Here is a 20,405-nt window from a genome sequence, read left to right as displayed (position 1 = left end):
GTCAGCCCTCCAGCACCGTGCGCAGCTCCCACAGGGTGCGCCAGGTGGCGGAACCCTGCTCGGCGCGGCGGCGGACCGGGCCGTCCCAGTAGCCGCGCAGCCGGGCCGCGTCCGCGGGGTCGTCCTTGCGGACCACGCCGAGCAGATGGCCGGGCAGCAGGCCGAGGACGTCGCGGTCGCCGGGGAAGTAGGCGGCCGCGAGCGCGAGCGCCCCCGCGACGGACACGGCCTCGGCGGTGCTCATCACCGTGGACGGGCGCTCCACCTCCCAGCCCTCCGCGGACCGTCCCTCCCGCAGGTCGCGGAAGGCGGTGACCAGAGCCTCCAGCACGGCGTCGTCGACCTGGAAGGGCGCCCCGGACCGCGCCACCGAGGCGCGGGCCTGGCTGCGCACCAGCGCGGTCTCCGCGTCGAGGTCGGGGATCGGGCCGACCGTCTCGAAGTTGAAGCGGCGCTTGAGGGCGGCGGACATCTCCGAGACGCCCCGGTCGCGCAGGTTGGCCGTGGCGATGAGGTTGAAGCCGGGCGCGGCGTGCGCCAGCGCCTCCGGCGTGCCCGTCAGTTCGGGCACGGCGATGCGCCTCTCGGACAGCAGCGACACGAGGGAGTCCTGCACCTCGGGCAGGCAGCGGGTCACCTCCTCGACCCGCGCGACGGCGCCCCGGGACATGGCGGCCAGCACCGGTGAGGGCACCAGCGCCTGGGGGCTCGGCCCCTGCGCCAGCAACAGGGCGTAGTTCCAGCCGTACTTGAGCTGGTCCTCGGTGGTGCCCGCGGTGCCCTGCACCACCAGGCCGCTGGTGCCGCACACGGCGGCCGACAGCAGCTCGGACAGCATCGACTTGGCGGTTCCGGGCTCGCCGACGAGCAGCAGCCCCCGCTCGCCGGCGAGGGTGACCACGCAGCGCTCCACCAGGGCCCGGTCGCCGACGAACTTGGCCTCGACGACCAGCCGGCGCGGCGCACCCTCGGGCGTGCCGACGCCCTCGGGCAGCTTCAGGGCGCGGCCGCCGCTGCCCATCACGAACGTGACGACGGCACGCGGGGTGAGCCGCCAGGCCGGCGGCCGTGGCCCGTCGTCGTACGCGGCGAGGAAGGCCAGTTCGGCGGCGTAGCGGTCCTCGGGCGGAACGATCTGCCGTTCCGGGGCCGGGGCGGAGGCGGGGGAGGGGGCGGTGGTGGTCATCGGCGCGGGTTCTTCCAGGGGTGAGGGGGCGGTGGTCATCGGCGGCGGCCCTTGCGGGTGGCCCGGGTGGTGAGCTCCTCGTAGGCGGGCGCGTCGCCGGAGCGCACGCGGTCCCACGCGCGCGTGAACAGCTCGGGCACCGGGACCAGAGGCACGGCGCGTACTCGGTCGCGCACCGGGTACAGCGCCTCCTTCCAGGTCTCCACCGGCAGGGCCGGGGGCTTCAGGTCCAGCCAGCCGCAGGGCAGGAAGAGGGTCCGGCCGGCACGCGCCCGCTTGGCCTCCACCACCAGGCCGGTCGCCGCGAGTTCGGCTCGGGCCTTCTTCGCGCGGGCGGGCCGCCACCCGGTCCAGCGCACGCAGTTGCGGTCGGTGGGATCGGGGAGAGCGAGGATCTGGAGGTAGAGCGCGGCCGCGTCCGCGCCGAGACCGAGCCGCTCGGCGACCTCGGCGACCAGTCCGGGCACGCTGAAGGCCGGGTCCTGCGCGTGCCCCGACGCGCCCTGCGGATCGGTCCCCGCGGCGACGGCGTCGCCTAGGTCCTCGCCCAGGAGCGTCCGCAACGCCCGCATGCCCTGGCCCCGATGGGGCCCCACGAGGCCTTCGACCAGCCCGAACACCGGGTCGTCGGGATCGTCGAGCGCCCCGGGCCGCACCAGTACGGTCTCCTGTTCGCCGTACCACGGCCGCAGCACCAGCGCCTCGCCCACGGCCGTCAGACCGTGCGCGTCCGCGCCTCCGGTCGCGGGCAGCCCGTAGGCCTTGCGCAGTTCGGCCGCGGTGGAGGAGCCCTTGTCCGTCCAGGCGACGTCCAGGTCGAGCAGCAGCCCGGGGTCGGCGACGCGCCGGCGCACCGCGGCCAGGCTCTCCGGCAGGACGGCCCGCAGCGGGTGCCCGTACGGCAGGGAGTAGGCGAGGCCGGCCAGGGCGGCCACGGCCCGCGTCAGGTCGTACCGGCCGGGAAGCGCCGCGGGGTCCTCCGCGACGAGGTTGCCGTCCTTGTCGGGCCGCTGCACGGTGGTGCGGTGGATCCAGGGGGTGAGCCGGGGATTGAGGACCTCCTCCGCGGAACCCGTCGGCAGGCCGTCGAGCGCGAGTTCCCCGGCAAGTTCCTCGGGCAGCCGGACGACGCCGGCGAGCCGCTCGGCCCACACCCGCCCCGCGGCCCGCGTGTCCGGCCCGGACGCCCACAGGTCCCCGGGGGCGTCAGGCAGCAGCGCGCCGACGAGCGCCGCCCGGTCGTCGGCGTCCACCGACGCGAGCAGGCCGTCGCCGAGCTGCTTCTGACGGGGCTTCAGCCCGGTGGCGGCGATCACCTCGTCGGTGAGCTGCGGCGGGTTGCCGGCGAGCAGCAGCGCCGCCTGGAGGGGACCCAGCCCGCCGAGCGTCGCGGCCGCCAGGGCGTCGGGCGCTTCCGGCTGCCAGGGGGTGGGGCCCTTGTCGCGGACGAGCCGGGCGACGGCCGCCGACGCGTCGGCCGGGTACACCGCGGGGTGCGCGCTCTCCCGCACCAGGGTGAAGTGGGCGGTCGCGCCGAACCGGCCGGCCGGGTCGTGGTCGAGGGCGAGCCAGTTCACCCGGGCGTTCTGCCGGTCGATGCTCTGGCAACCGAGGACGACGACGGTGCGGCCGTCCCGGCGCAGCACCTGCCCGGCACGCTCCTGCTTCTCGTACGGCTCGCTCAGGACGACCTCCCGCAGCCCGCCCGCGGGCGCGGCCAGCGGCCCGTCGGCGATCGCCTCCAGCAGCAGGAGCAGCGCTTCCCGGTGCTGCGCGGTCGTCGTCGGGCAGGCGGCCCGGTAGGCGAGCGGACGCAGCACGTCCAGCACGGGCGTCCACACCGGGCCGATGCCGGGAACGGTGAACTCGTCGCTGCGCCAGCCTTCGGGGACGCCGGCCGCGCGGCAGGCCTCGGGCAGGGCCTTGCCGTCGGCGGGTCTGCCCGACAGCACATGGTTCACGGCGCGGATCTGCCGCAGGGTGGCCCAGCGTGCCTCGCCGCCCCACCACCCCTGCAACGGGGAGAGGCCGGTGACGGCCTCGCGCAACGTCTGGTCGTCGCCGTGCTCGGGCTTCAGGTCGGCGAACATGCCGTTGATCCGGTTGCTCTCCGCGTTCGGCCGGACGACCGGCGGCGTCACGAACGCGGCGGTCGACTCGGCGAGCCGCAGCACCGCGCGCACGATCGCGCCCACGCCGGTCACCAGCCGCTCGTCGCCCAGCGCCGGCAGGAGACGGGACACGGTCTCCCGCACGACCTCGTCCGCCGTGGGGACCACCGAGCGGCTCTGCGAGGAGCCGTCGACCGCCCCGGCCGCGGCCAGGGCGGCCTGCCGCTCGGCCAGCGCCCGCGCGGCGGCCCGCACGACCGCGTCCGCCTGCTCGTCGGTCAGCGCCCGCAGCGCGGCCGACCCCCGCTCGTCGCGCGGACGCAGCGCGTGCCAGTACTCGGCAGGCACGACGAGCCGGGTGCCCGCGGCGAACTCGCCGCCGCGCTCCATCGGGGTCAGCCGGCCGAGTTCGCCCGCGCCATGCGTGCCGTCGCCCGAGTACAGGGCGATCTGGCGGTGGAGACGGACGGCGACGGGCTCCGCACCGCCGGGCAGCCGCAGCGCGCCGAGCGGAACGCCCGGAGCCCGGCCGCCCGACCAGGGCAGGGTGACGGTCCGGCCGTCCGGCGTGCCGGCCACCGTACGGGTCTCGGCGCCCTCGCCCTCGGCGCGCACCCACCGGCCGAGCACCGCGCCGTCGGTCCCGAAGGGGGTCTGCTCCAGGCCCGGTTGCAGCGGAAGCAGCTCGCAGTTCTCCTGAAGCAGCGTCGCCCCCTCCCGGATGCCGGACCGCAGGAACGCGGGCAGTGAGGCACGCCCGTGCGTGCCGGTGGCCGGGTCGTACTCGAGCCAGACCTGCTGCCGGCCCTGACGGCCCTGCCGCCAGTAGGAGGCCCCGTCCCCCAGGACGCGGCGGCCGGCGGGCAGGACGGTGTCGCCGGCGTGCAGGGTGCGCCCGCCGGTCGCGCGCCCGCCGCCGGGCAGCGGGATCGACGGCGCGCCGGCCTCGGAGGAGCCGTACCAGTAGGCCGGGACCTGCTCGCCGCCGAGCGGGAAGACGTCGGCGGGGCGGGTGGACCAGTAGCCGAACTGCTTGCCGTCCTGCCGCCACATCACCAGCAGTTCGCCGTCGGTGTAGCGGAACGACGGACGCTGCCAGCGATTCGGGGGCACGGGCATCCGCAGGTCGTGCTCCAGCAGGATCTCCCGCGGGCCGACGACGAACACCTTGTGCTCGCGCGAGACGACGAGCGCCGGCCACGCCTCCTGCACGGTCAGCGGGTTGTCGTGATCACGGCCGGGCTTGGTCTCGGCGTCGATCCTGCGCAGCGCCTCGTCGAGCGCGGGCCAGCCCAGTTCGTCCGGCACGCCCGCGCGCAGGGTGTGCCCGAGCAGCGGCGCGACCTCGCGCGCGGCGACGCGCGCCACGGCCGCCGGGCTGACGCGGGCGGCCACCGTGCGGAAAGGCCGCAGCCGCTCCAGCGCCGCCCGCGCGGCGGGCAGACCGACCGCCGAGGCCAGATCGCCCGCCGCGTCGTCCAGCCACTCCCGCAGCACGTCGCCGAGCACCGGGTGGGCGGCCAGGCCCTCCAGCACCTCGGCGCCGGGACGGGAGCCGCTGACGGCGCCGACGCCGGCGTACAGCAGACGGCGCGTGCGCGGGTCGGCGGCGGCCGCCGTCAGATCGCGCCGCCCGTCGCGGGGCTCGCTCAGCCAGCGGTCCAGGGCGAGGTGCACGACCCGGTCGGCGCCGGGCAGGGCCAGCGGCACTCCCTGGGCCACGCACAGGTCCAGCAGATCCAGGTCGGCGCCGGGGTGCCAGCGTCCCGAGCACAGGTCGACGGGCCTGCCCAGCTCGCGCAGCCGGGGGGCCATGCGTTCCACCAGGGCGAGCGTGGCCGGGGAGCGGCCGCTGACGGTGCTGCCGTGCTTGCGGTGCAGCGCCCACCGGCCGAGCCACTCCGCCGCGTCCACGTCGGACGCCGTCTCACCGGTGAGGAGCAGGTCCGCGCCGCACTCCGCGAGCAGCGCGAGCCAGAACTCGTCGTCCTCCACGGTGCGGCCCAGACCCGCGGGCATGATCTCCAGCAGCCGTGCGCGCACCTGCGGCCGCTGCCCGGCGAGGACGGCCAGCGTGCCGCGGTAGGAGTTCCAGAAGGACGCGGGAGCCCGGACCGCTGCGGGTGAGGCGAGCAGGTCGGCGACCAGCGCGCACTCCTCGGCGACCCGGTCCAGGCCGGCCGACCTGATCAGCCCGCGCGCGTCCTGCGGCAGGGACGCGTACGGCGGCATGCCCGCCGCGCAGCGCTCCACCGTCAGCTGCCGGAACTGCGCCCAGGCGGCTACCGGGTCCAGCCGCGCGGCGAGCGCCCTGACGTGCTCCTTGAGCGCCTTGACCGTCAGCGCGCCGGCGAAGGCGAACTCCAGGAACACCGCCCGCTGGCGCTCCTCGTCGACCGCCAGCGCGTGCACCCGCTCGGCCTCACGGGCCTTGCCGAAGAAGGCGGAGGCGTACGTCGTGTTCTCGTGCTGGAGGAACACGCGGGCCGCGTGCTCGTAGTAGGTCGGCAGGAAGTGCGGCACGGTCCGGCCGAGCCGGGCGCCGAGCTCCTCGAAGCCCTCCTTGGCGTTGCCGGGGCGGGACTTGGCCTGCCGGGCCAGTCGCTCCACGTCCTTGACCAGGGCGAGCGCGTGGTGGCCGTTCGCCGGGTCGTTGACCAGCGCCCAGGCGGGGAAGCCGAGCGTCTCGCGCCGCACCTGGCCGACCTCGGGCGTCGGCGCCTCGCGGGTCAGTCCGAGGAATTCCAGGGCGAGGTCCTCGGCGTCGCCGAGGGTGCCCGGCACGAGGCGCACGATCCTGCGGTCGTCCAGCGCGGGATGACCGTAGGTGCGCACGGTGAGCGTGTCGGCGTCCTCGCGGGCGGTGCTGCCCGGGGGCAGGACGGCGCCCGCGTCGAGCAGAAGGGCGGTGGTGTTCTCGTCGTGGGTCGTCATGCCGCCCGCTCCTCGTCCTCGATGTCGCGTCCGGCGTACAGCGAGGCCGCCATGCGCATGCCCTCCGACCAGGCCACCGGCCCGACCTGACCGAGCCTCAGCGCCCGGCCCGCGGCGTCGGTGAACGTGAGCGGACCGGTCTCGGCCTCCTCGTAGCCCTCGTAGTCGCCCACCCACACGCGGGCCTCGACGGTGCGGCCGGCCTCCAGGACGGACGTCACGGCGTTGCCCCCGCGCACCCGGTAGCCGAGCTGGGTGACGCGGCCGTGCAGGAACCGCTGCTCCTTGAAGGCGCCGCCCGCGTACTCCTCGACGGACGAGTCCTGCGCGTCGAGGGTGGCGGGCCGCCGCCACACCTCGCGGAAGAGTTGCTGTGCGCGCTGCTGGACACCGAGTTCCACGGCGAACTCCCGCAGCTCCTCCAGGTCGTCCAGGAGCACCGGGTGCGGAAGCCGCACCAGCCGAGGGGCGATGCGCACGGTGTCGCCGTCGAGGTCGACCAGACCGAGGCCGCGTTCCGGGTCGGCGTCCCGCAGGAAGCCCGCGATCTCGCCGTCCTCCCCGGTGACCACGAGGTCGCGCAGGGCGGACTGCCAGGCCGGGTCGGGCCACACGTGGGCGATGACGGCGAACGGCACCGGCAGCGAGCGCACCATCCACCGCTCGACGTCGGCCAGGCAGCGCTGTTCGTGCCTTTCCAGCCACTCGACGAGCCGGCGCAGCCCCACCACCGCCGGCTCGTCGGCGATCTTGGGCGGCACGGACTTCAACCGCCGCCCCGCCGCGTTGCGGCACACCACCTTGCCGTCATCCAGAGCGACTTCGTAGTCGCCGGCCGACACCCACCCCATGCGTGCCTCCCGCACCCGCTGTGATCAAGTGCCGGGAACTGTAGATCAGGCCACTGACAACGGGACCGGGGAGGCGGTGGGGGAGCGGTGGTCCGCCTACGGGGAGGCGTGACTTCGCAGGTCACGGGGAGGGTGCGAAGACGCGGGGCCGGGCGCCGTGCGGCCGGCGTCCGGCCGCATCCGGCCACGCGGGACCGACCGTTGCCGCGCGGGGAACGGTCCGGGTCAGCCCTCGACCCAGCCGTGGTTCTTCGCGAACTGCGCGAGCCCGGCGCGCACCTGGAGGATCTGCTCGCCCGTGAGCGTGGGCGCCGCCGTCAGCAGCGCCTCGGTGACGTCCCTGGTGAACTCGTCCGTGCTGAGCACGTCGCACAGGACGTCGTCGTCGGCGGCGAGGGGCTTGCCGTCCGCCCCGCGCGCGAGCCGCACCCCGGAGGCCTTGGGACCGCGTTCGCCGTCCTCGATCTCGAACTCCACCACGATGCCCCGGCGGACCTGGGACTCGGGCATCAGCATGTCGTTCACGTGCAGGAAGACGTCCTCCCCGCCGTCGTCGGGCGCGATGAACCCGTAACCGCGCTGACTGTCGAAGCGCACCACACGACCAGCGACCATCCCAACCCCCAGCAACCTCGAAACACCACGTCGGTGAACCTGCCCAGATCGTAGTCAAGGCGACGGTCCCCGGGCGACCACGGATCGCGGGCCGGACACGCCACGGCGGCACCGGCTCCGCCACCGGGCCCGCGTGACCGGCTGAGGCCCCGTGCGGAGCCGCCGGGTCAGGACTCCGCGCGCTCCGCGTTGCGCTTCTTGATCCGGACCGTCTCCTTGCGGACCTCGGCCTGCGTGGCACGCTCCTTCTGGAGCCACTCGGGAGCGGCGTCCTTGATCGCCTCGATCTCCTCGCTCGTGAGCGCCCCGGTCACCCCGCCGCGGGCCAGGCCCGCGATGGACACGCCCAGCTTGGCCGCGACCACCGGGCGCGGGTGCGGCCCGTTCTCGCGCAGCGTGACCAGCCACTCGGGCGGGTTCGCCTGGAGCTCGTTCAGTTCGGCGCGCGTGACGACGCCCTCCTGGAACTCGGCGGGCGTGGCGGGGAGGTACACACCCAGTTTCTTCGCCGCGGTGGCGGCCTTCATCGTCTGGGTGTTCGCTTGCGACTTCATGCGGTCCAGGGTATCGGCCGCGGCGGAGGGCCCCGACCACAGCCGGTAACCTGGCGGGATGACCGACTCCGCGGACACCCCCTCGTTCCGGCTCGCGTACGTCCCCGGAGTGACGCCCGCGAAATGGGCGCGGATCTGGGCGGAGCGCCTGCCCGACACCCCCCTCGTCCTCGTGCAGACGTCCACCGCCGAGGCCGAGGGCCTCCTGCGCGAGGGCGGCGCCGACGCGGCCTTCGTGCGGCTGCCCGTCGACCGCGAGGCGTTCAGCGCGATCCCCCTGTACACCGAGACGACGGTCGTCGTGGTGCCCAAGGACCATGTGATCACCGCGGCCGAGGAGATCACCCTGGACGACCTCGCGGACGAGGTGGTCCTGCACCCCCTCGACGACGTCATCGGCTGGGAGAGGCCGCCCGGCGAGGCCGCCTTCGAGCGACCGGCGACCACCGAGGACGCGATCGAGCTGGTCGCGGCGAACATCGGCGTCCTCGTCGTCCCGCAGTCGCTGGCCCGTCTGCACCACCGCCGCGACCTGACCTACCGCACCCTCGTCGACGCCCCGCAGTCCGAGGTCGCTCTCGCCTGGCCGCAGGAGGCGACCACCGACCTCGTCGAGGACTTCATCGGCATCGTCCGGGGCCGCACGGTCAACAGCACCCGGGGCCGCGCCGGCCGGACCCCGGCGGCGGAGCCGAAGAAGGACGAGCGCCGTAAGCCGCAGCCGGGCGGCGCCCCGCGCCGGGGCACGGCCGCCGCAACCCGCGGCCGCGGCGCGGGCGCGAAGGGCTCGGGCGCGAAGGGCGGGGGCGCGAAGAGCGGCGGGAGCAGGCGCGCCGGCGGCGGCGGAAAGCCCCGCCGCCGGTCGTAGGTCGTCGTCGGCCGGCCCTCGCAGGCCGGCGTTCCGGACGCCCCCGCCTCGTCGAGCGGTACGGCGCGGAGCGGGAGGCTACTTCGCGGCCGCCCGCCCGATCGACTCCACCAGCGGCAGCAGCCGGTGCGGGACGCGTTCGCGCAGCGCCACCTCGGTGCGGGTGCGCACGACGCCGGGCAGGCTGATGAGCTTCTGGACCACGTCCTCGAGATGCTCGTTGTCGCGCGCCACGACCCGGGTGACGAGATCGCCGCCGCCGGTGACGGAGAACGCCTCGACGATCTCAGGCACGGACGCCAAGGCGTCGCCCACGTCGTCGAGGTGGCCCTGGGTGACCTCGATGTGCACGAACGCCAGCACGGGATGGCCCAGCGCGGCCGGGGACAGCGACGGCCCCGTGCCGGTGATCACGCCGTCGCGCTCCAGGCGGTCGAGGCGGGCCTGGAGGGTGCCGCGCGCGATGCCGAGGAGGCGGGCGTACTCGCGCACGCTGGTGCGCGGCTGCTCCAGCAGCAGACGCAGGATGCGGGTGTCCAGCTCGTCCACCGCCATGTCCTCGCCCCGTCCCTTCCCTCGCCGCGCGCCCTCGGCCCGTCCACGGGCGACCGGCCCGCCCGTGCGTGACCGGCCCGCCCCTGCTGACCAGCGTGACAGTACCAACGACGTGGCATCGCGCGAGCGGACGAAGCGGGCGAGGCGGCCGAACGGCCGGGGACGCGGGTGTGGCGGGGCCGCCCCGCCCGGTGGGCCGATGGCCGACCGGCGGTCCACCCGCGGCCGCCCTGACTGGGCCATTGGCCCAACGCCGCCCGAGCCGGTTGAACCACTCGCCCATCGGATGCTGAGATGTACCGGTCGATGGCGCTGCGGACTCCGCGGCGCCTTTCTCATGTCGTTTCGCAGGTCGTGCCACATCGCGCGCGGGCGCGGGTGCGCATCAGGGTGGGGAAAGGGCGGGGCAGCTTGCTGAAGAGGGCGTTCGTGGCACCGGATCCGGGGCGGGTGCGACTGCGGTTCGCCGCCCGGGCCGTGCTCGGCATCGGGCTGGCCGTCGCGCTGTGCGCGGCGGCCGGGCACACCCTGACCGCGGCCGTCACGGGTGGTCTGGCCGCACTGCTCGCACTGTTCACGGTCACCGACGCGACGGTGCGCGGGCAGGCCGTGACGACCGCGCTGCTGCCCGCCGTCGGACTCCCCGTGCTCACCCTCGCGGCCTTCCTGCACGACGTCCCCGTCGCCCGCGACCTCGCGTTCCTCGCGGTGGTCGGCGCGGGAGGCTACGCCCGCCGATGGGGCCCGCGCGGCCACTCCCTCGGGGTGTTCGCCTTCATGACCTTCTTCGCCGCGCAGTTCCTGCACACCGTCCCCGACCGGCTGCCGGAGCTCTACGCGGCCGTGGCCCTCTCGCTCGCGGCGTCGTCGGCCGTGCGGTTCGGGGCCTGGTGCTACGAGCGGCGCATGCCGCCGCCGGCCGCCCTCGCCCCGCCGTCCGGCGGTGCCGGGCTGGCGCGCACCACCACCCGGCAGGCCGTGCAGGCCACCGTGGGCGCGGGGATCGCCCTCGTCGTGGGACAGGCGCTCTCCGACCAGCGCTGGTACTGGGCCGTGGGCGCGACCTGGTGGGTGTTCGTGAACACCGCCTCACGCGGCGAGACGCTGGTCCGAGGCTTCCGGCGGTTCCTCGGCACCGTCCTCGGGATCGCCCTGGGCCTGGTGGTGACCGTGCCCCTGCACGGTGAGCCGGTGGCGTCCGTCCTGGTCGTCGCCGTCGCCGTCTTCGGGATCTTCTACACGGCGGCCGTCTCCTACACCTGGATGATGCTCGCCGTGACCGTCATGGCCAGTGCGCTGTACGGCCTGCTCGGCGTGCTCGACCCCGCCCTGCTCGCCCTGCGGGCGGCGGAGACGGCCGTGGGGGCCCTGGGCGCGGTGCTCGCGGTGCTGCTCGTGCTCCCGGTCACCACACACTCCGTGACGGACGCGTGGGTGGAGCGCGCGCTGCGCTGCGTGCATGTCTGCACGGCCGAGGCCGCCGCCCGGCTCGCCGGGTCGGCCACGGCGGACCCGGCCCTGCGGGTGGCCGAGCTGGAGCAGATCCTTGCGCGGGTCCGTCTCTCGCTGGGCCCGCTCGTGCATCCGCTCAGCCCGCTGCGGGCCCGCAAGGAGCGGGCGCGCAGGGTGCTCGCGCTGCTCGACGACTGCGCCCGCGAGGTGCGCGGGCTCGCGGCGGTCGCCGCCGACCCGGAGGCCTCGCACGACGCCCGGCTCGTCGCGGCCTGCTGGCGGGTGGAGACCGCCGTCGAGGCGCTGACCGCCCCCTCGTCCGACGGCGGGCGGGACACGGTGCGGGCCGCCGCCGAGCCGCACGGCGCGCCCGCCGAGCCGGTCCTGGCTCATCTGCACGCCCTGGAGCACGCGCTCCTCGAACTCGCCGGACCACTGCGCGGCTCGGGCCGCGTGTCCGTCGGTACCTGAGCGTCCCGCCCCGGCGGCCCGACGGGACGCCGGGCGAGCGCGGCTGGTCTAGACCGTTCGTGATCGACTGCTACCGTCACCCCGAGCAACAGCGTCAGCAGCGGCAGCGGCGACCCGGAAGGGGACAGCGGTGGCAGACCTCGGCGGACGGAGACGGCGCGCGTTCATCGGCTCGTTCACGGCGGCCGGGGGGCCCGGCATCGTGGCCGCCGCCGTGGACCCGGCCAGTGGGGCGCTGACCGTCCTGAGCACGGTGAACAGCATCCCGGACCCTTCGTATCTGGCCCTGTCCGCCACCGGCGGGACGCTGTACGCGGTCAGCGAGACCGCGGACGGCGCGGTGGCCGCCTACCGGGTGAGCGGCGACGTGCCGGAGCCCGCGGGCCCGCCGGTGCCGGTGAACGGCAGCGGACCCACCCACCTCAGCGTGTTCGACGGCCACGTCCTCACCGCCAACTACGGCTCGGGCAGCGTCACCGCCGTCCCGGTCCGCGCGGACGGAACCCTCGCCCGCGTCGCCTCCGGCGTCCTGCGGCACACCGGGTCCGGCCCGCACACGCGGCGCCAGCAGGGGCCGCACGCCCACCAGGTGCGGCCCGATCCGAGCGGGCGCTGGGCGGTCAGCGTCGACCTCGGCACGGACTCCGTGCGGGTGTGCTCCCTGCGGGACGGCAGCCCCGTCCTGCACCGCGAGCACGCGCTGCGCCCCGGCTCCGGGCCGCGCCATCTGGCCTTTCACCCCGGGGGCCGGTACGCGTACGTCGTCAACGAACTCACGCCCACCGTCACGGTGTGCCGCTGGGACGCCGCGGACGGCGCCCTGAAACCGCTCGCCGAGGCGGCGGTCCTGCCCGGCGCGCCCGCCGGCGACGCCTACCCCTCCGGCCTCGCCGTCTCACCGGACGGCCGGTACGTCTGGACGGCGACCCGCGGCGAGGACGTGCTCTCCGTGTTCGCGGTCGAGGGGGACGGAGAGGCACTGCGACTGGTCGGGACGGTGCCCTGCGCCGGGCGCTGGCCCCGCGACCTGACCGAGTCCGGCGGCTTCCTCTACGTCGCGAACGAGCGGTCCGGCGACGTCACCTGGTTCGCCCTCGACCCGTCCACCGGCCTGCCCCGGCGCGGCGGTTCCCTCGCTGTCCCCGCCGCCTCCTGCGTCGTCCTCGGCTGAGCGCCGCAGGCCGTCGCGGCCGCCGCGAGGCCGCCCCGGAGGAGGTCGCCCGGCAGCGGCCCCCGCGCCTCTGAGGCGCGCCTCAGGAGGGGCCGGAAGCGAGTGTCCGCAGGTGCGTGTCCGCAGGCCGCGTGACAGACGCGTAGGGCCCGCTCCTCACCCGGAGCGGGCCCTACGCGTCTGATGGCGTCCTAACGGCTGGGTCAACGGACCGGCGCGCCCTGCGGCTGCGGCGGCGCGATGCCCAGGGCGGTCGTGTACTTGCCCAGCGCGAGCTTGCCGATGGCCGGGTACGGGCCGAGCGCCTCGGCGGCCGGGCAGCCGGCTTCCCTGGCCGCCTCCTCGATCAGCGTGGCGTCGATCTCCGGGCCGATCAGGTACGGCGCCAGCGCCAGCTGCTGCGAACCCGAGGAGCGCAGCTGCTCCGCGACGGAGGCGATCGAACCCTCCTGGTCGAGGGCCGCGGCCATGACGGGCACGGCCAGACGCGCGGCCAGCAGCATGCCGGTGATCCCGGCGGCCTGCACCGCCTCCTCCCCGCCCACGGAGGCGAGGATGATGCCGTCGGCGGCGGTCGCCACGGTGAACAGACGGGCGCGGTCCGCGCGGGCCAGACCCGCCTCGGACAGCCGCACGTGCAGGGCCTCGGCGAGCAGCGGGTGCGGGCCGAGGACGTCGGTCAGCTCGGCCGCGATGCGGCTCTCCATGACCGCCTGGCGGACCTGGCGCAGCAGCGCGCCGTCGGGACCGGCCAGCAGCGGCACGACCACGGCGACCGGGCCGTCGGGCTCCTTGACGTCCAGACCGGCCGCACGGGCCTGCTCGAAGCGGGCCGTGCGCTCGTCGGCGGCACGCACCAGGACCGACTGCAACGAGGGGAACTCGGAGTCGTCCCCGTCGAGGTAGCCGATGCGCGCGTCCAGGCCGGGAAGCTCGGAGCGGGCGATGCTCACGACCTCCTCGGCGAGGCCGCGGGTGGCGGCGCCGGGCGTGCCCGGGACCGCGAGGACGAGCGCCGGCGCGCCCTCGGGAGCCGCCAGAGGCTCGGGTCGGCGGTGCCGCCCGGGCTGGCGAGGTCGCGGCATTCGTACTGGCAGGCCGGACGCGGGCCCAGTGGGGGAGCTCATGGCGAGGCATGTTACTGGCTTCTTGGGCTCCCCTGTTCGGGGAGGGTGCACGTGAGCGGTATCCGTCCGCTTTTGTCTGATGAGTTACGTACGGATCAGAAGTGATCAGCGTGTTTTCCGGGCGACTTGCCCTCCGAGGGAGTAATCCCCGTTTTGCGGGGTGACGTACGGTCCCTGCGCACGACGCATCAGGGGTGGTGCGCCACCGAGAGCAGAGTCTCCTCGTACGGCCAGACGAACGTGTCCGTAGCGAGCGCCACGGCGACCCGCACGGCCCCCTCCAACGGGTCGCCCTCGGCGGGCGTGCGCCGGGCCTGCGGCAGCGCTCGCGCCATCTCCTCCTCCAGGGGGACGAGAAGGGGGGCGCCGAGGTCGAACAGGCCCCCGGTGAGGGCGATCAGCGGTTCCCCGTCCGCCGGGCACACCGCGGCGGCCGACTCCACGATGTGCCGGGCCGCGGCGCGCAGCACGTCGGCGGCGACCGGGTCGTCCTGCGCACAGGCGGCCACGGCCGGGGCGAAGGAGGCCAGGACGGCCGCACGGTCGGAGCGCGGGTACAGCAGTCCCGGCAGCCCCGGCGGGGGGCCGAACCGCTCCCGCGCGCGGGCGAGCAGCGCGGCCGAACCGCCGGAACGCCCGTCGTACGCGCGCAGGGCGGCCTCCAGCCCGGCCCGCCCGATCCAGGCGCCGCTCCCGCAGTCGCCGAGCAGGTGTCCCCAGCCGTCCGCCCGCCGCCACGACGTCAGATCCGTGCCGATCGCGATCACCCCGGTCCCCGCGGCCACGACGGCTCCGGGACGTGGACCGAGGGCGCCGGCATAAGCGGTGACCGCGTCGGCGGCGAGCGCGGTCGTCCGCACCCCGAACTCCCTGGCCAGCGCGGCGGGGAGTTCGGCGCGCAGCGCCTCGCCCAGCGTGCTGAACCCCGCCGCGCCCACGACGGCCGTGGCCGGCGGCGGCGCGCCCGTATCGGCCGTCAACGCCCGTGCCAGCGGCGCCAGTCGCGCCATCAGATCGCCGGGGTCGATGCCCCGCACGCCGGTGCGTACGGGCTCCGGGGACGAGCGCCGCCCCAGTACGCCCCGCCCGACGGTTCCCACGGCGACCCGCAGCCCGGAACCGCCCGAGTCGACGGCCAGGACGCCGACGTCGCCCACCGCGCCGACGTCCGAGGAGTGCCGCACACGGCCGGGCGGCTCGGTCACGGGAGGCAACGGACTCCCCATCCTTTTGTCGAGCGGACGAGAGGCGGGCGCGGGGCCGAACGCGACGGCGCGGCGACCTCGATGACGTCGACGGCCTCGACGGCCTCGACGAGGAGGAAGACTAGCGTCGCCGGCGGTGCCCGGGCGGGAAGGTTCGTGCCGGTGCGTGGGCGGGTGAAGTGCCAGTAGGGTGACGCGTTGTGGCACCACGACCTCTGTATGAACTTGTCGAAGCGGGCTGGGCGAAGGCCCTCGAACCCGTCGCTGAACGCGTCGCCGCGATGGGGGACTTCCTGCGGGCCGAGATAGCGGCCGGCCGGACGTATCTCCCGGCCGGGGCGAACGTGCTGCGCGCCTTCCAGCAGCCCTTCGACGACGTCCGTGTCCTGATCGTCGGCCAGGATCCCTACCCGACGCCGGGGATGGCCATCGGGCTGAGTTTCGCGGTGGCGCCCGAGGTGCGGTCGCTGCCCGGCAGCCTGGAGAACATCTTCCGCGAGATGCACTCGGACCTCGGCGTGTCCAGGCCGTCGAACGGCGATCTGACGCCCTGGACCCGGCAAGGGGTCCTGCTGCTCAACAGGGCCTTGACCACCGCTCCGCGCAAGCCGGGCGCGCACCGGGGCCAGGGCTGGGAGGAAGTCACCGAGCAGGCCATCCGGGCGCTGGCCGCGCGGGGCAAGCCGCTCGTGTCGATCCTGTGGGGGCGTGACGCCCGCAATTGCCGGCCGTTGCTGGGGGATCTCCCGGCGATCGAGTCCGCGCATCCGTCCCCCATGTCGGCGGACCGCGGCTTCTTCGGCTCACGGCCGTTCAGCAGGGCCAACGCCCTGCTCGCCGAGCAGGGTGCGCAGCCGGTGGACTGGCGGTTGCCGTAGTCCGGCCCCGCCCTCCGCGACGGGACCGCGCGACGGCGGGCGGTGACCGCAACCGCGAGCGGCCCCGGCCACGGCCCGGACCCGTTGGGCGCGGACGTCCGAAACCGGCGGCGGGCCTGCGGAGGCGCTCCGGGCACGCGCACGCCGACCGGCCCCGCACCGCCGGCCGGTCCGACGCATCACGCGCCACGGGCCACGCCCTGCGGGCGGACCCGGCGCCCGTGCCCGCCGCTCCACTCCGCCCGGGACCGCCCGCGCCGAACGGCAAGGCGACGCGGGCCGTCATCTGCTCGGTCTGCGCGCGCAGCGCGCCCTACCCGGGTCGGTCCCGCCGCGGACATGGGCGGTTCGGGCTCACCCGACCACGGCGGCCCGTACGCACAGCACGTCGGGCAGGTGCGAGGCCAACTGCCGCCAGCTGTCGCCGTCGTCGGCGGAGGCGAACACCTCGCCGTTGCGGTTGCCGAAGTACACGCCGGCCGGGTCCGCGTCGTCCGTGCACATCGCGTCGCGCAGGACCGTGCCGTAGTGGTCCTCCTGCGGCAGCCCCGAGGCGAGCGGCTCCCAGCTCTTCCCGGCGTCCGCGGTGCGGAAGACCCGGCACCGGCGGCCGGCCGGCACCCGGTCCGCGTCGGCGTTGATGGGGAACACGTACGCCGTGTCCCCGCGCGAGGGATGCGCGGCGACGGCGAAACCGAAGGTGGACGGCAGTCCCTCGCCGATGTCGGTCCACTGTGCGCCCGCGTCGTCGCTGCGGTAGACGCCCCAGTGGTTCTGGAGGTAGAGGCGGTCCGGGTTCGCCGCGTCCCTGGCGACCTTGTGGACGCACTGGCCGAACTCCGGGTCGGGATCCGGCAGGAACACCGCCGACACGCCGGAGTTGGACGGAGCCCAGCTCGCCCCGCCGTCCGTCGTGCGGAACACCCCGGCGGTCGACACCGCCACGGTCACCGCGCGTGGGTCGCGCCGGTCGGTGAGGATGGTGTGCAGGCCCTCGCCGCCGCCGCCCGGCACCCAGCGGGAGCGGGTCGGGTGCTCCCACAACGGGCGGACCAGTTCGAAGCTCTCGCCGCGGTCCTCCGAGCGGTACAACGCGGCCGGCTCCGTGCCGGCGTACACCACGTCCGGTTCGGCCGCCGCGGGGTGCAACTGCCATACCCGCTCCAGCGACGCGCCCGTGTCCTGCGGGAACCTGACGGCCGGGCTGGCCGGTTCGGTCCACGTGCGGCCGAGGTCGTCGGAGTGGAACACCGACGGCCCCCAGTGCGCGCTGTCGCCGCCGGCCAGCAGCCGCGGGCGCTCGCCGCGGGTGTCCACGGCGATCGAGTAGATCGCCTGTGCGTTGAAGTAAGGGGTCTCGTCGAACTCCCACACGCCCCCGCGCCGACGCCCGATGAACAGGCCTTTGCGCGTGCCCACGGCGAGCAGTACCTCGGTCATGCCGATCACCTCCGCTGTGTCCTCGACATCGTCGTCCGGGACACCGGCCAGTCTGCACCCCGGCACTGACAGTCACCTCCGGAAACGCCGTCGACGCAGGTCGCGGTGGGTGTGGCGGGCCGGGGCCGCTCGACTTCGGCCGCCCTGCCGATGAGCACCGGACGCGTGCGGCGCGTATGGGAGGGGGCCGGGATGTTCATGTGCTCACGAGGAGGCGGCCTTCGATGGCGTTCCGTGGTCCGAAGGTGTGGCTGTGGCGCTGGCGGCGCAACCCGCTCAAGCGTCGCGCCGACACGGTGGAGTCCTGGGTCGTGCTCGGCGTGTGGGCGCTCACCGTCCTCGCCGGGGCGCTGGCGGCGTCCTCGACCGCGGGGTCCGTGGAACAGGGGCTGGCGCGCGAGCGTGTCGAGTGGCGTCCCCTCGTCGGACGACTGACCGAGCGGGCTCCCGGCACGGCCCCGTCCGGCAGTTCCTCCAGCGGTGACATGGTGTGGGCGAAGGTCGGCTGGACCGGACCGGACGGCTCCGCCCACACCGGCCAGGTCCGGGTCGGCCCGGGCAGCGCCGCGGGCACCCCGGTCGAGGTCTGGACGGACCCGCGGGGCCGCCTGGTGACCCGTCCGGTCAGCGCGTCGCAGGCCAGGCTGCGCGCGTCCCTGGTCGGAGCCCTGGCCGGAGTCGGCGTGGCGACCCTGCCCCTCGCGGGAGGGCGCGTGGTGCGCGCCGGACTGGAACGCCGCCGCGTGGACCAGTGGGACGTCGAATGGGCCCGCTTCGCCGTGCTCTGGGGCCGCCCGACGAGCTGACCGAACCGGGCGGAGAGACATCGCCGAGGCTCGGCACGACAGGCCTGGGCGGCGATCCAGGTCAGCGGGCTTGACGGCTCCGAGCGGTCCGGTGCGTCCACCGGCCTGTGCGCAAGCCGGGTCGGGCCCGAACGCCCGCCCGGGCACGGCCGGCCGCTGCGCAGGCAGGCTCGGCCCGGTCGCCGGGTGAGCCCACCGGGCATGCCCGGCTCGTCCGGCCGGGACCCGTCCGGCCTGGGCTGCCCAGCCAGGCGGGTCCGGACGGGTCCGGGTGGCACGACGGTTCGGCCGGCCGGGCCGAGCGGCGGCTGCCTGGAGCGGCGGCGGTACGTGCGGGCGCGGTGGGGCCCGAGTGTGCGCCCGCTCTGCCAGTTACGGTGCGTGGGCGACCGGCGCGAGGTCCGTCAGTTCGCGACAGCGGGCACGCTCCGGGCGGCCCCTTCGGGAAGCGCGCGTTCCAGGATCCCGTCGACGTCGGCGGCGTCGGGGAGGGTGCCGAAGGAGTGGCCCCAGTCGCCGCCCAGCCGGGTGGCGCAGAAGGCGTCGGCGACGGCGGGCGGCGCGTGCCGCACCAGCAGGGAGGCCTGGAGGGTGAGCGCCATCTCCTCCACCAGCCGGCGGGCCCCGGACGGCGTGGCCGTGGTCAGCCGTGACGCCAGCCGGACGACGGCCGCGTCCAGCCGGGCGTCGGCGCCGCGCGCGAGGGCGAGTTCGGCGAACAGCGCGTCCGCGGTCGCCGGCTCGCGCGTCAACGCCCGCAGCACGTCGAGGGCGTTGACGTTGCCCGAGCCCTCCCAGATCGACAGCAGGGGCGCCTCGCGGTAGTGCCGGGGCATCCCCGAGTCCTCGACGTAGCCGTTGCCGCCGAGGCACTCCAGGGCTTCCGCGGTGAAGGCCGGCCCCCGCTTGGTCACCCAGTACTTGCCGATGGCGGTGGCGATCCGCCGGAAGGACCGCTCGTCCCCCCGGCCGTCGTCCCCGCGCACCGCCCGGTCGGCGGCCCCGGCCAGACGCAGCGTGAGCGTGGTGGCGGCCTCCGACTCCAGCGCCAGGTCGGCCAGGACGTTGCGCATCAGCGGCTGGTCGAGCAGGCGGGCCCCGAACGCGCTGCGGTGGCGCACATGGTGTCCGGCCTCCACGAGTGTCTTGCGCATCAGGGCCGCCGACATCATCACGCAGTCCAGCCTCGTGCAGTTGACCATCTCGATGATGGTCTTGACGCCCTGCCCCTCGGGCCCGACCAGCCAGGCGACGGTCCCGTCGAACTCCGGCTCGGAGGACGCGTTGGAGCGGTTGCCGAGCTTGTCCTTGAGCCGCTGCACACGGAACGTGTTGCGCACGCCGTCGGGCAGCACCCGCGGCACGAGGAAGCAGGACAGACCGCCGGGAGCCTGCGCCAGCACCAGGAACACGTCGCACATCGGCGCCGACGTGAACCACTTGTGCCCGCGCAGCGTGTACACCCCGGGCTCCGCCGTGGGCGCGGCCGCGGTCGTGTTCGTCCGGACGTCGGAGCCGCCCTGCTTCTCCGTCATCCCCATGCCGGCGAGCAGCCCGCTCTTGTCCGTCGGCACCCGCAGCCCCGGGTCGTATTCCCGGCCGGTCAGCAGCGGCTCGTAGACGGCGGCGAGTTCCGGCTGACGGCGCAGCGCGGGGACGGCCGCGTACGTCATCGACGTCGGACAGCCGTGCCCGGCCTCGGTGTGCCCCCAGGCGAGACCGCCCGCCGTGCGCGCCACATGGGCGCCGGGCCGCTCGTCGGCCCAGGGCGCGCCCGCCAGGCCCTCGGCGACCGCCACCCGCATCAGCTCGTGCCAGCTCGGGTGGAAGTCGACCTCGTCGAGACGGTGACCGTACCGGTCGTGCGTGCGCAGGACGGGCTCGTGCCGGTTGGCCAGTTCGCTCCACTCCTGGGCCTCGGCGCTCCCTGCCAGCAGACCGATCCTGCGTACGTCCGCCTCCGCCCAGCCGGCGCCCTCCCGCCGCAGCCCCTCCAGCAGCGCGGAGTCCTCGGCGGCGTCGTAGGGGGCCAGCGGCGGCGGCTGGTTGGTGACGTGGTGCGTCCCGCTCGCCGACGCCGAGGAGAGGAACGGCGACGGCGACGGCGATGACGAAGGCGATGACGAGGGGGAGGGGGACGAGGAGTGCGCGAGTGTCGGGGCCATGCCGACCATGTTGCAC

General features: G+C 75.5%; 15 protein-coding genes. 5 read left to right on the top strand and 10 right to left on the bottom strand.

Annotation, left to right across the window (positions count from 1 at the left end; all coding sequences use genetic code 11):
* Position 1: 1 nt before the first annotated feature.
* The 5 genes from ACGFSH_RS15555 to ACGFSH_RS15535 form a co-directional block, all read right to left on the bottom strand.
* Positions 2-1,186, bottom strand: a complete 1,185-nt coding sequence (locus ACGFSH_RS15555; RefSeq protein ID WP_393349160.1) for an AAA family ATPase — start codon at positions 1,184-1,186, stop codon at positions 2-4.
* A gap of 35 nt (positions 1,187-1,221) precedes the next feature.
* Positions 1,222-6,231 (bottom strand): hypothetical protein, encoded by a 5,010-nt coding sequence (locus ACGFSH_RS15550; RefSeq protein ID WP_393348679.1) that lies wholly within the window; start codon positions 6,229-6,231, stop codon positions 1,222-1,224.
* A complete protein-coding gene (locus tag ACGFSH_RS15545) occupies positions 6,228-7,082 on the bottom strand; it encodes a DUF4132 domain-containing protein (RefSeq protein ID WP_393348677.1) in 855 nt (284 codons plus the stop codon). The genes ACGFSH_RS15550 and ACGFSH_RS15545 overlap by 4 nt, the downstream gene beginning before the upstream one ends.
* Positions 7,083-7,307: 225 nt before the next feature.
* On the bottom strand, positions 7,308-7,697 hold the full coding sequence (locus tag ACGFSH_RS15540) for a cold shock domain-containing protein (protein WP_329407036.1): 390 nt from the start codon (positions 7,695-7,697) through the stop codon (positions 7,308-7,310).
* A 167-nt stretch (positions 7,698-7,864) separates the two neighbouring features.
* Positions 7,865-8,251, bottom strand: coding sequence for a DUF5997 family protein (locus ACGFSH_RS15535; RefSeq protein ID WP_393348675.1), 387 nt, complete (start codon positions 8,249-8,251; stop codon positions 7,865-7,867).
* A 58-nt stretch (positions 8,252-8,309) separates the two neighbouring features.
* Between ACGFSH_RS15535 and ACGFSH_RS15530 the strand changes: the two genes are divergently transcribed.
* A complete protein-coding gene (locus tag ACGFSH_RS15530) occupies positions 8,310-9,119 on the top strand; it encodes a LysR family substrate-binding domain-containing protein (RefSeq protein ID WP_393348673.1) in 810 nt (269 codons plus the stop codon).
* Positions 9,120-9,197: 78 nt separating this feature from the next.
* On the opposite strand, the gene ACGFSH_RS15525 is transcribed toward ACGFSH_RS15530, so the two are convergent.
* The gene (locus ACGFSH_RS15525) at positions 9,198-9,674 is read right to left on the bottom strand and encodes an Lrp/AsnC family transcriptional regulator (protein ID WP_393348671.1); all 477 of its coding nucleotides are present in this window, start codon (positions 9,672-9,674) and stop codon (positions 9,198-9,200) included.
* A gap of 411 nt (positions 9,675-10,085) precedes the next feature.
* Between ACGFSH_RS15525 and ACGFSH_RS15520 the strand changes: the two genes are divergently transcribed.
* Positions 10,086-11,597 (top strand): FUSC family protein, encoded by a 1,512-nt coding sequence (locus ACGFSH_RS15520; RefSeq protein ID WP_393348669.1) that lies wholly within the window; start codon positions 10,086-10,088, stop codon positions 11,595-11,597.
* A 130-nt stretch (positions 11,598-11,727) separates the two neighbouring features.
* Complete coding sequence (locus ACGFSH_RS15515) at positions 11,728-12,768, top strand: lactonase family protein (RefSeq protein WP_393348667.1); 1,041 nt, start codon at positions 11,728-11,730, stop codon at positions 12,766-12,768.
* Positions 12,769-12,971: 203 nt separating this feature from the next.
* Here the strand turns inward: ACGFSH_RS15515 and ACGFSH_RS15510 are convergent, their stop codons facing one another.
* Positions 12,972-13,895: a sirohydrochlorin chelatase gene (locus tag ACGFSH_RS15510; RefSeq protein WP_393348665.1), complete on the bottom strand. Its 924-nt coding sequence runs from the start codon at positions 13,893-13,895 to the stop codon at positions 12,972-12,974.
* Positions 13,896-14,083: 188 nt separating this feature from the next.
* On the bottom strand, positions 14,084-15,100 hold the full coding sequence (locus ACGFSH_RS15505) for an N-acetylglucosamine kinase (protein ID WP_393348663.1): 1,017 nt from the start codon (positions 15,098-15,100) through the stop codon (positions 14,084-14,086).
* Positions 15,101-15,300: 200 nt separating this feature from the next.
* Here ACGFSH_RS15505 and ACGFSH_RS15500 point away from each other — a divergent pair, with 200 nt between their 5' ends.
* On the top strand, positions 15,301-15,978 hold the full coding sequence (locus tag ACGFSH_RS15500) for a uracil-DNA glycosylase (protein ID WP_393348661.1): 678 nt from the start codon (positions 15,301-15,303) through the stop codon (positions 15,976-15,978).
* 354 nt (positions 15,979-16,332) lie between these two features.
* Here the strand turns inward: ACGFSH_RS15500 and ACGFSH_RS15495 are convergent, their stop codons facing one another.
* Positions 16,333-17,484: a WD40/YVTN/BNR-like repeat-containing protein gene (locus ACGFSH_RS15495; protein ID WP_393348659.1), complete on the bottom strand. Its 1,152-nt coding sequence runs from the start codon at positions 17,482-17,484 to the stop codon at positions 16,333-16,335.
* 158 nt (positions 17,485-17,642) lie between these two features.
* Here ACGFSH_RS15495 and ACGFSH_RS15490 point away from each other — a divergent pair, with 158 nt between their 5' ends.
* On the top strand, positions 17,643-18,224 hold the full coding sequence (locus ACGFSH_RS15490) for a hypothetical protein (protein WP_393348658.1): 582 nt from the start codon (positions 17,643-17,645) through the stop codon (positions 18,222-18,224).
* Between the two features lie 404 nt (positions 18,225-18,628).
* Here ACGFSH_RS15490 and ACGFSH_RS15485 read toward each other — a convergent pair whose 3' ends face one another.
* Positions 18,629-20,389, bottom strand: coding sequence for an acyl-CoA dehydrogenase family protein (locus ACGFSH_RS15485; RefSeq protein WP_393348656.1), 1,761 nt, complete (start codon positions 20,387-20,389; stop codon positions 18,629-18,631).
* Between the last annotated feature and the right edge of the window lie 16 nt (positions 20,390-20,405).

This window comes from Streptomyces sp. NPDC048481, assembly GCF_043200075.1.
GTDB lineage: Bacteria > Actinomycetota > Actinomycetes > Streptomycetales > Streptomycetaceae > Streptomyces.
Note: the sequence above shows the minus strand (reverse complement) of the source record. Positions and strands in the feature narration are given on the sequence as shown.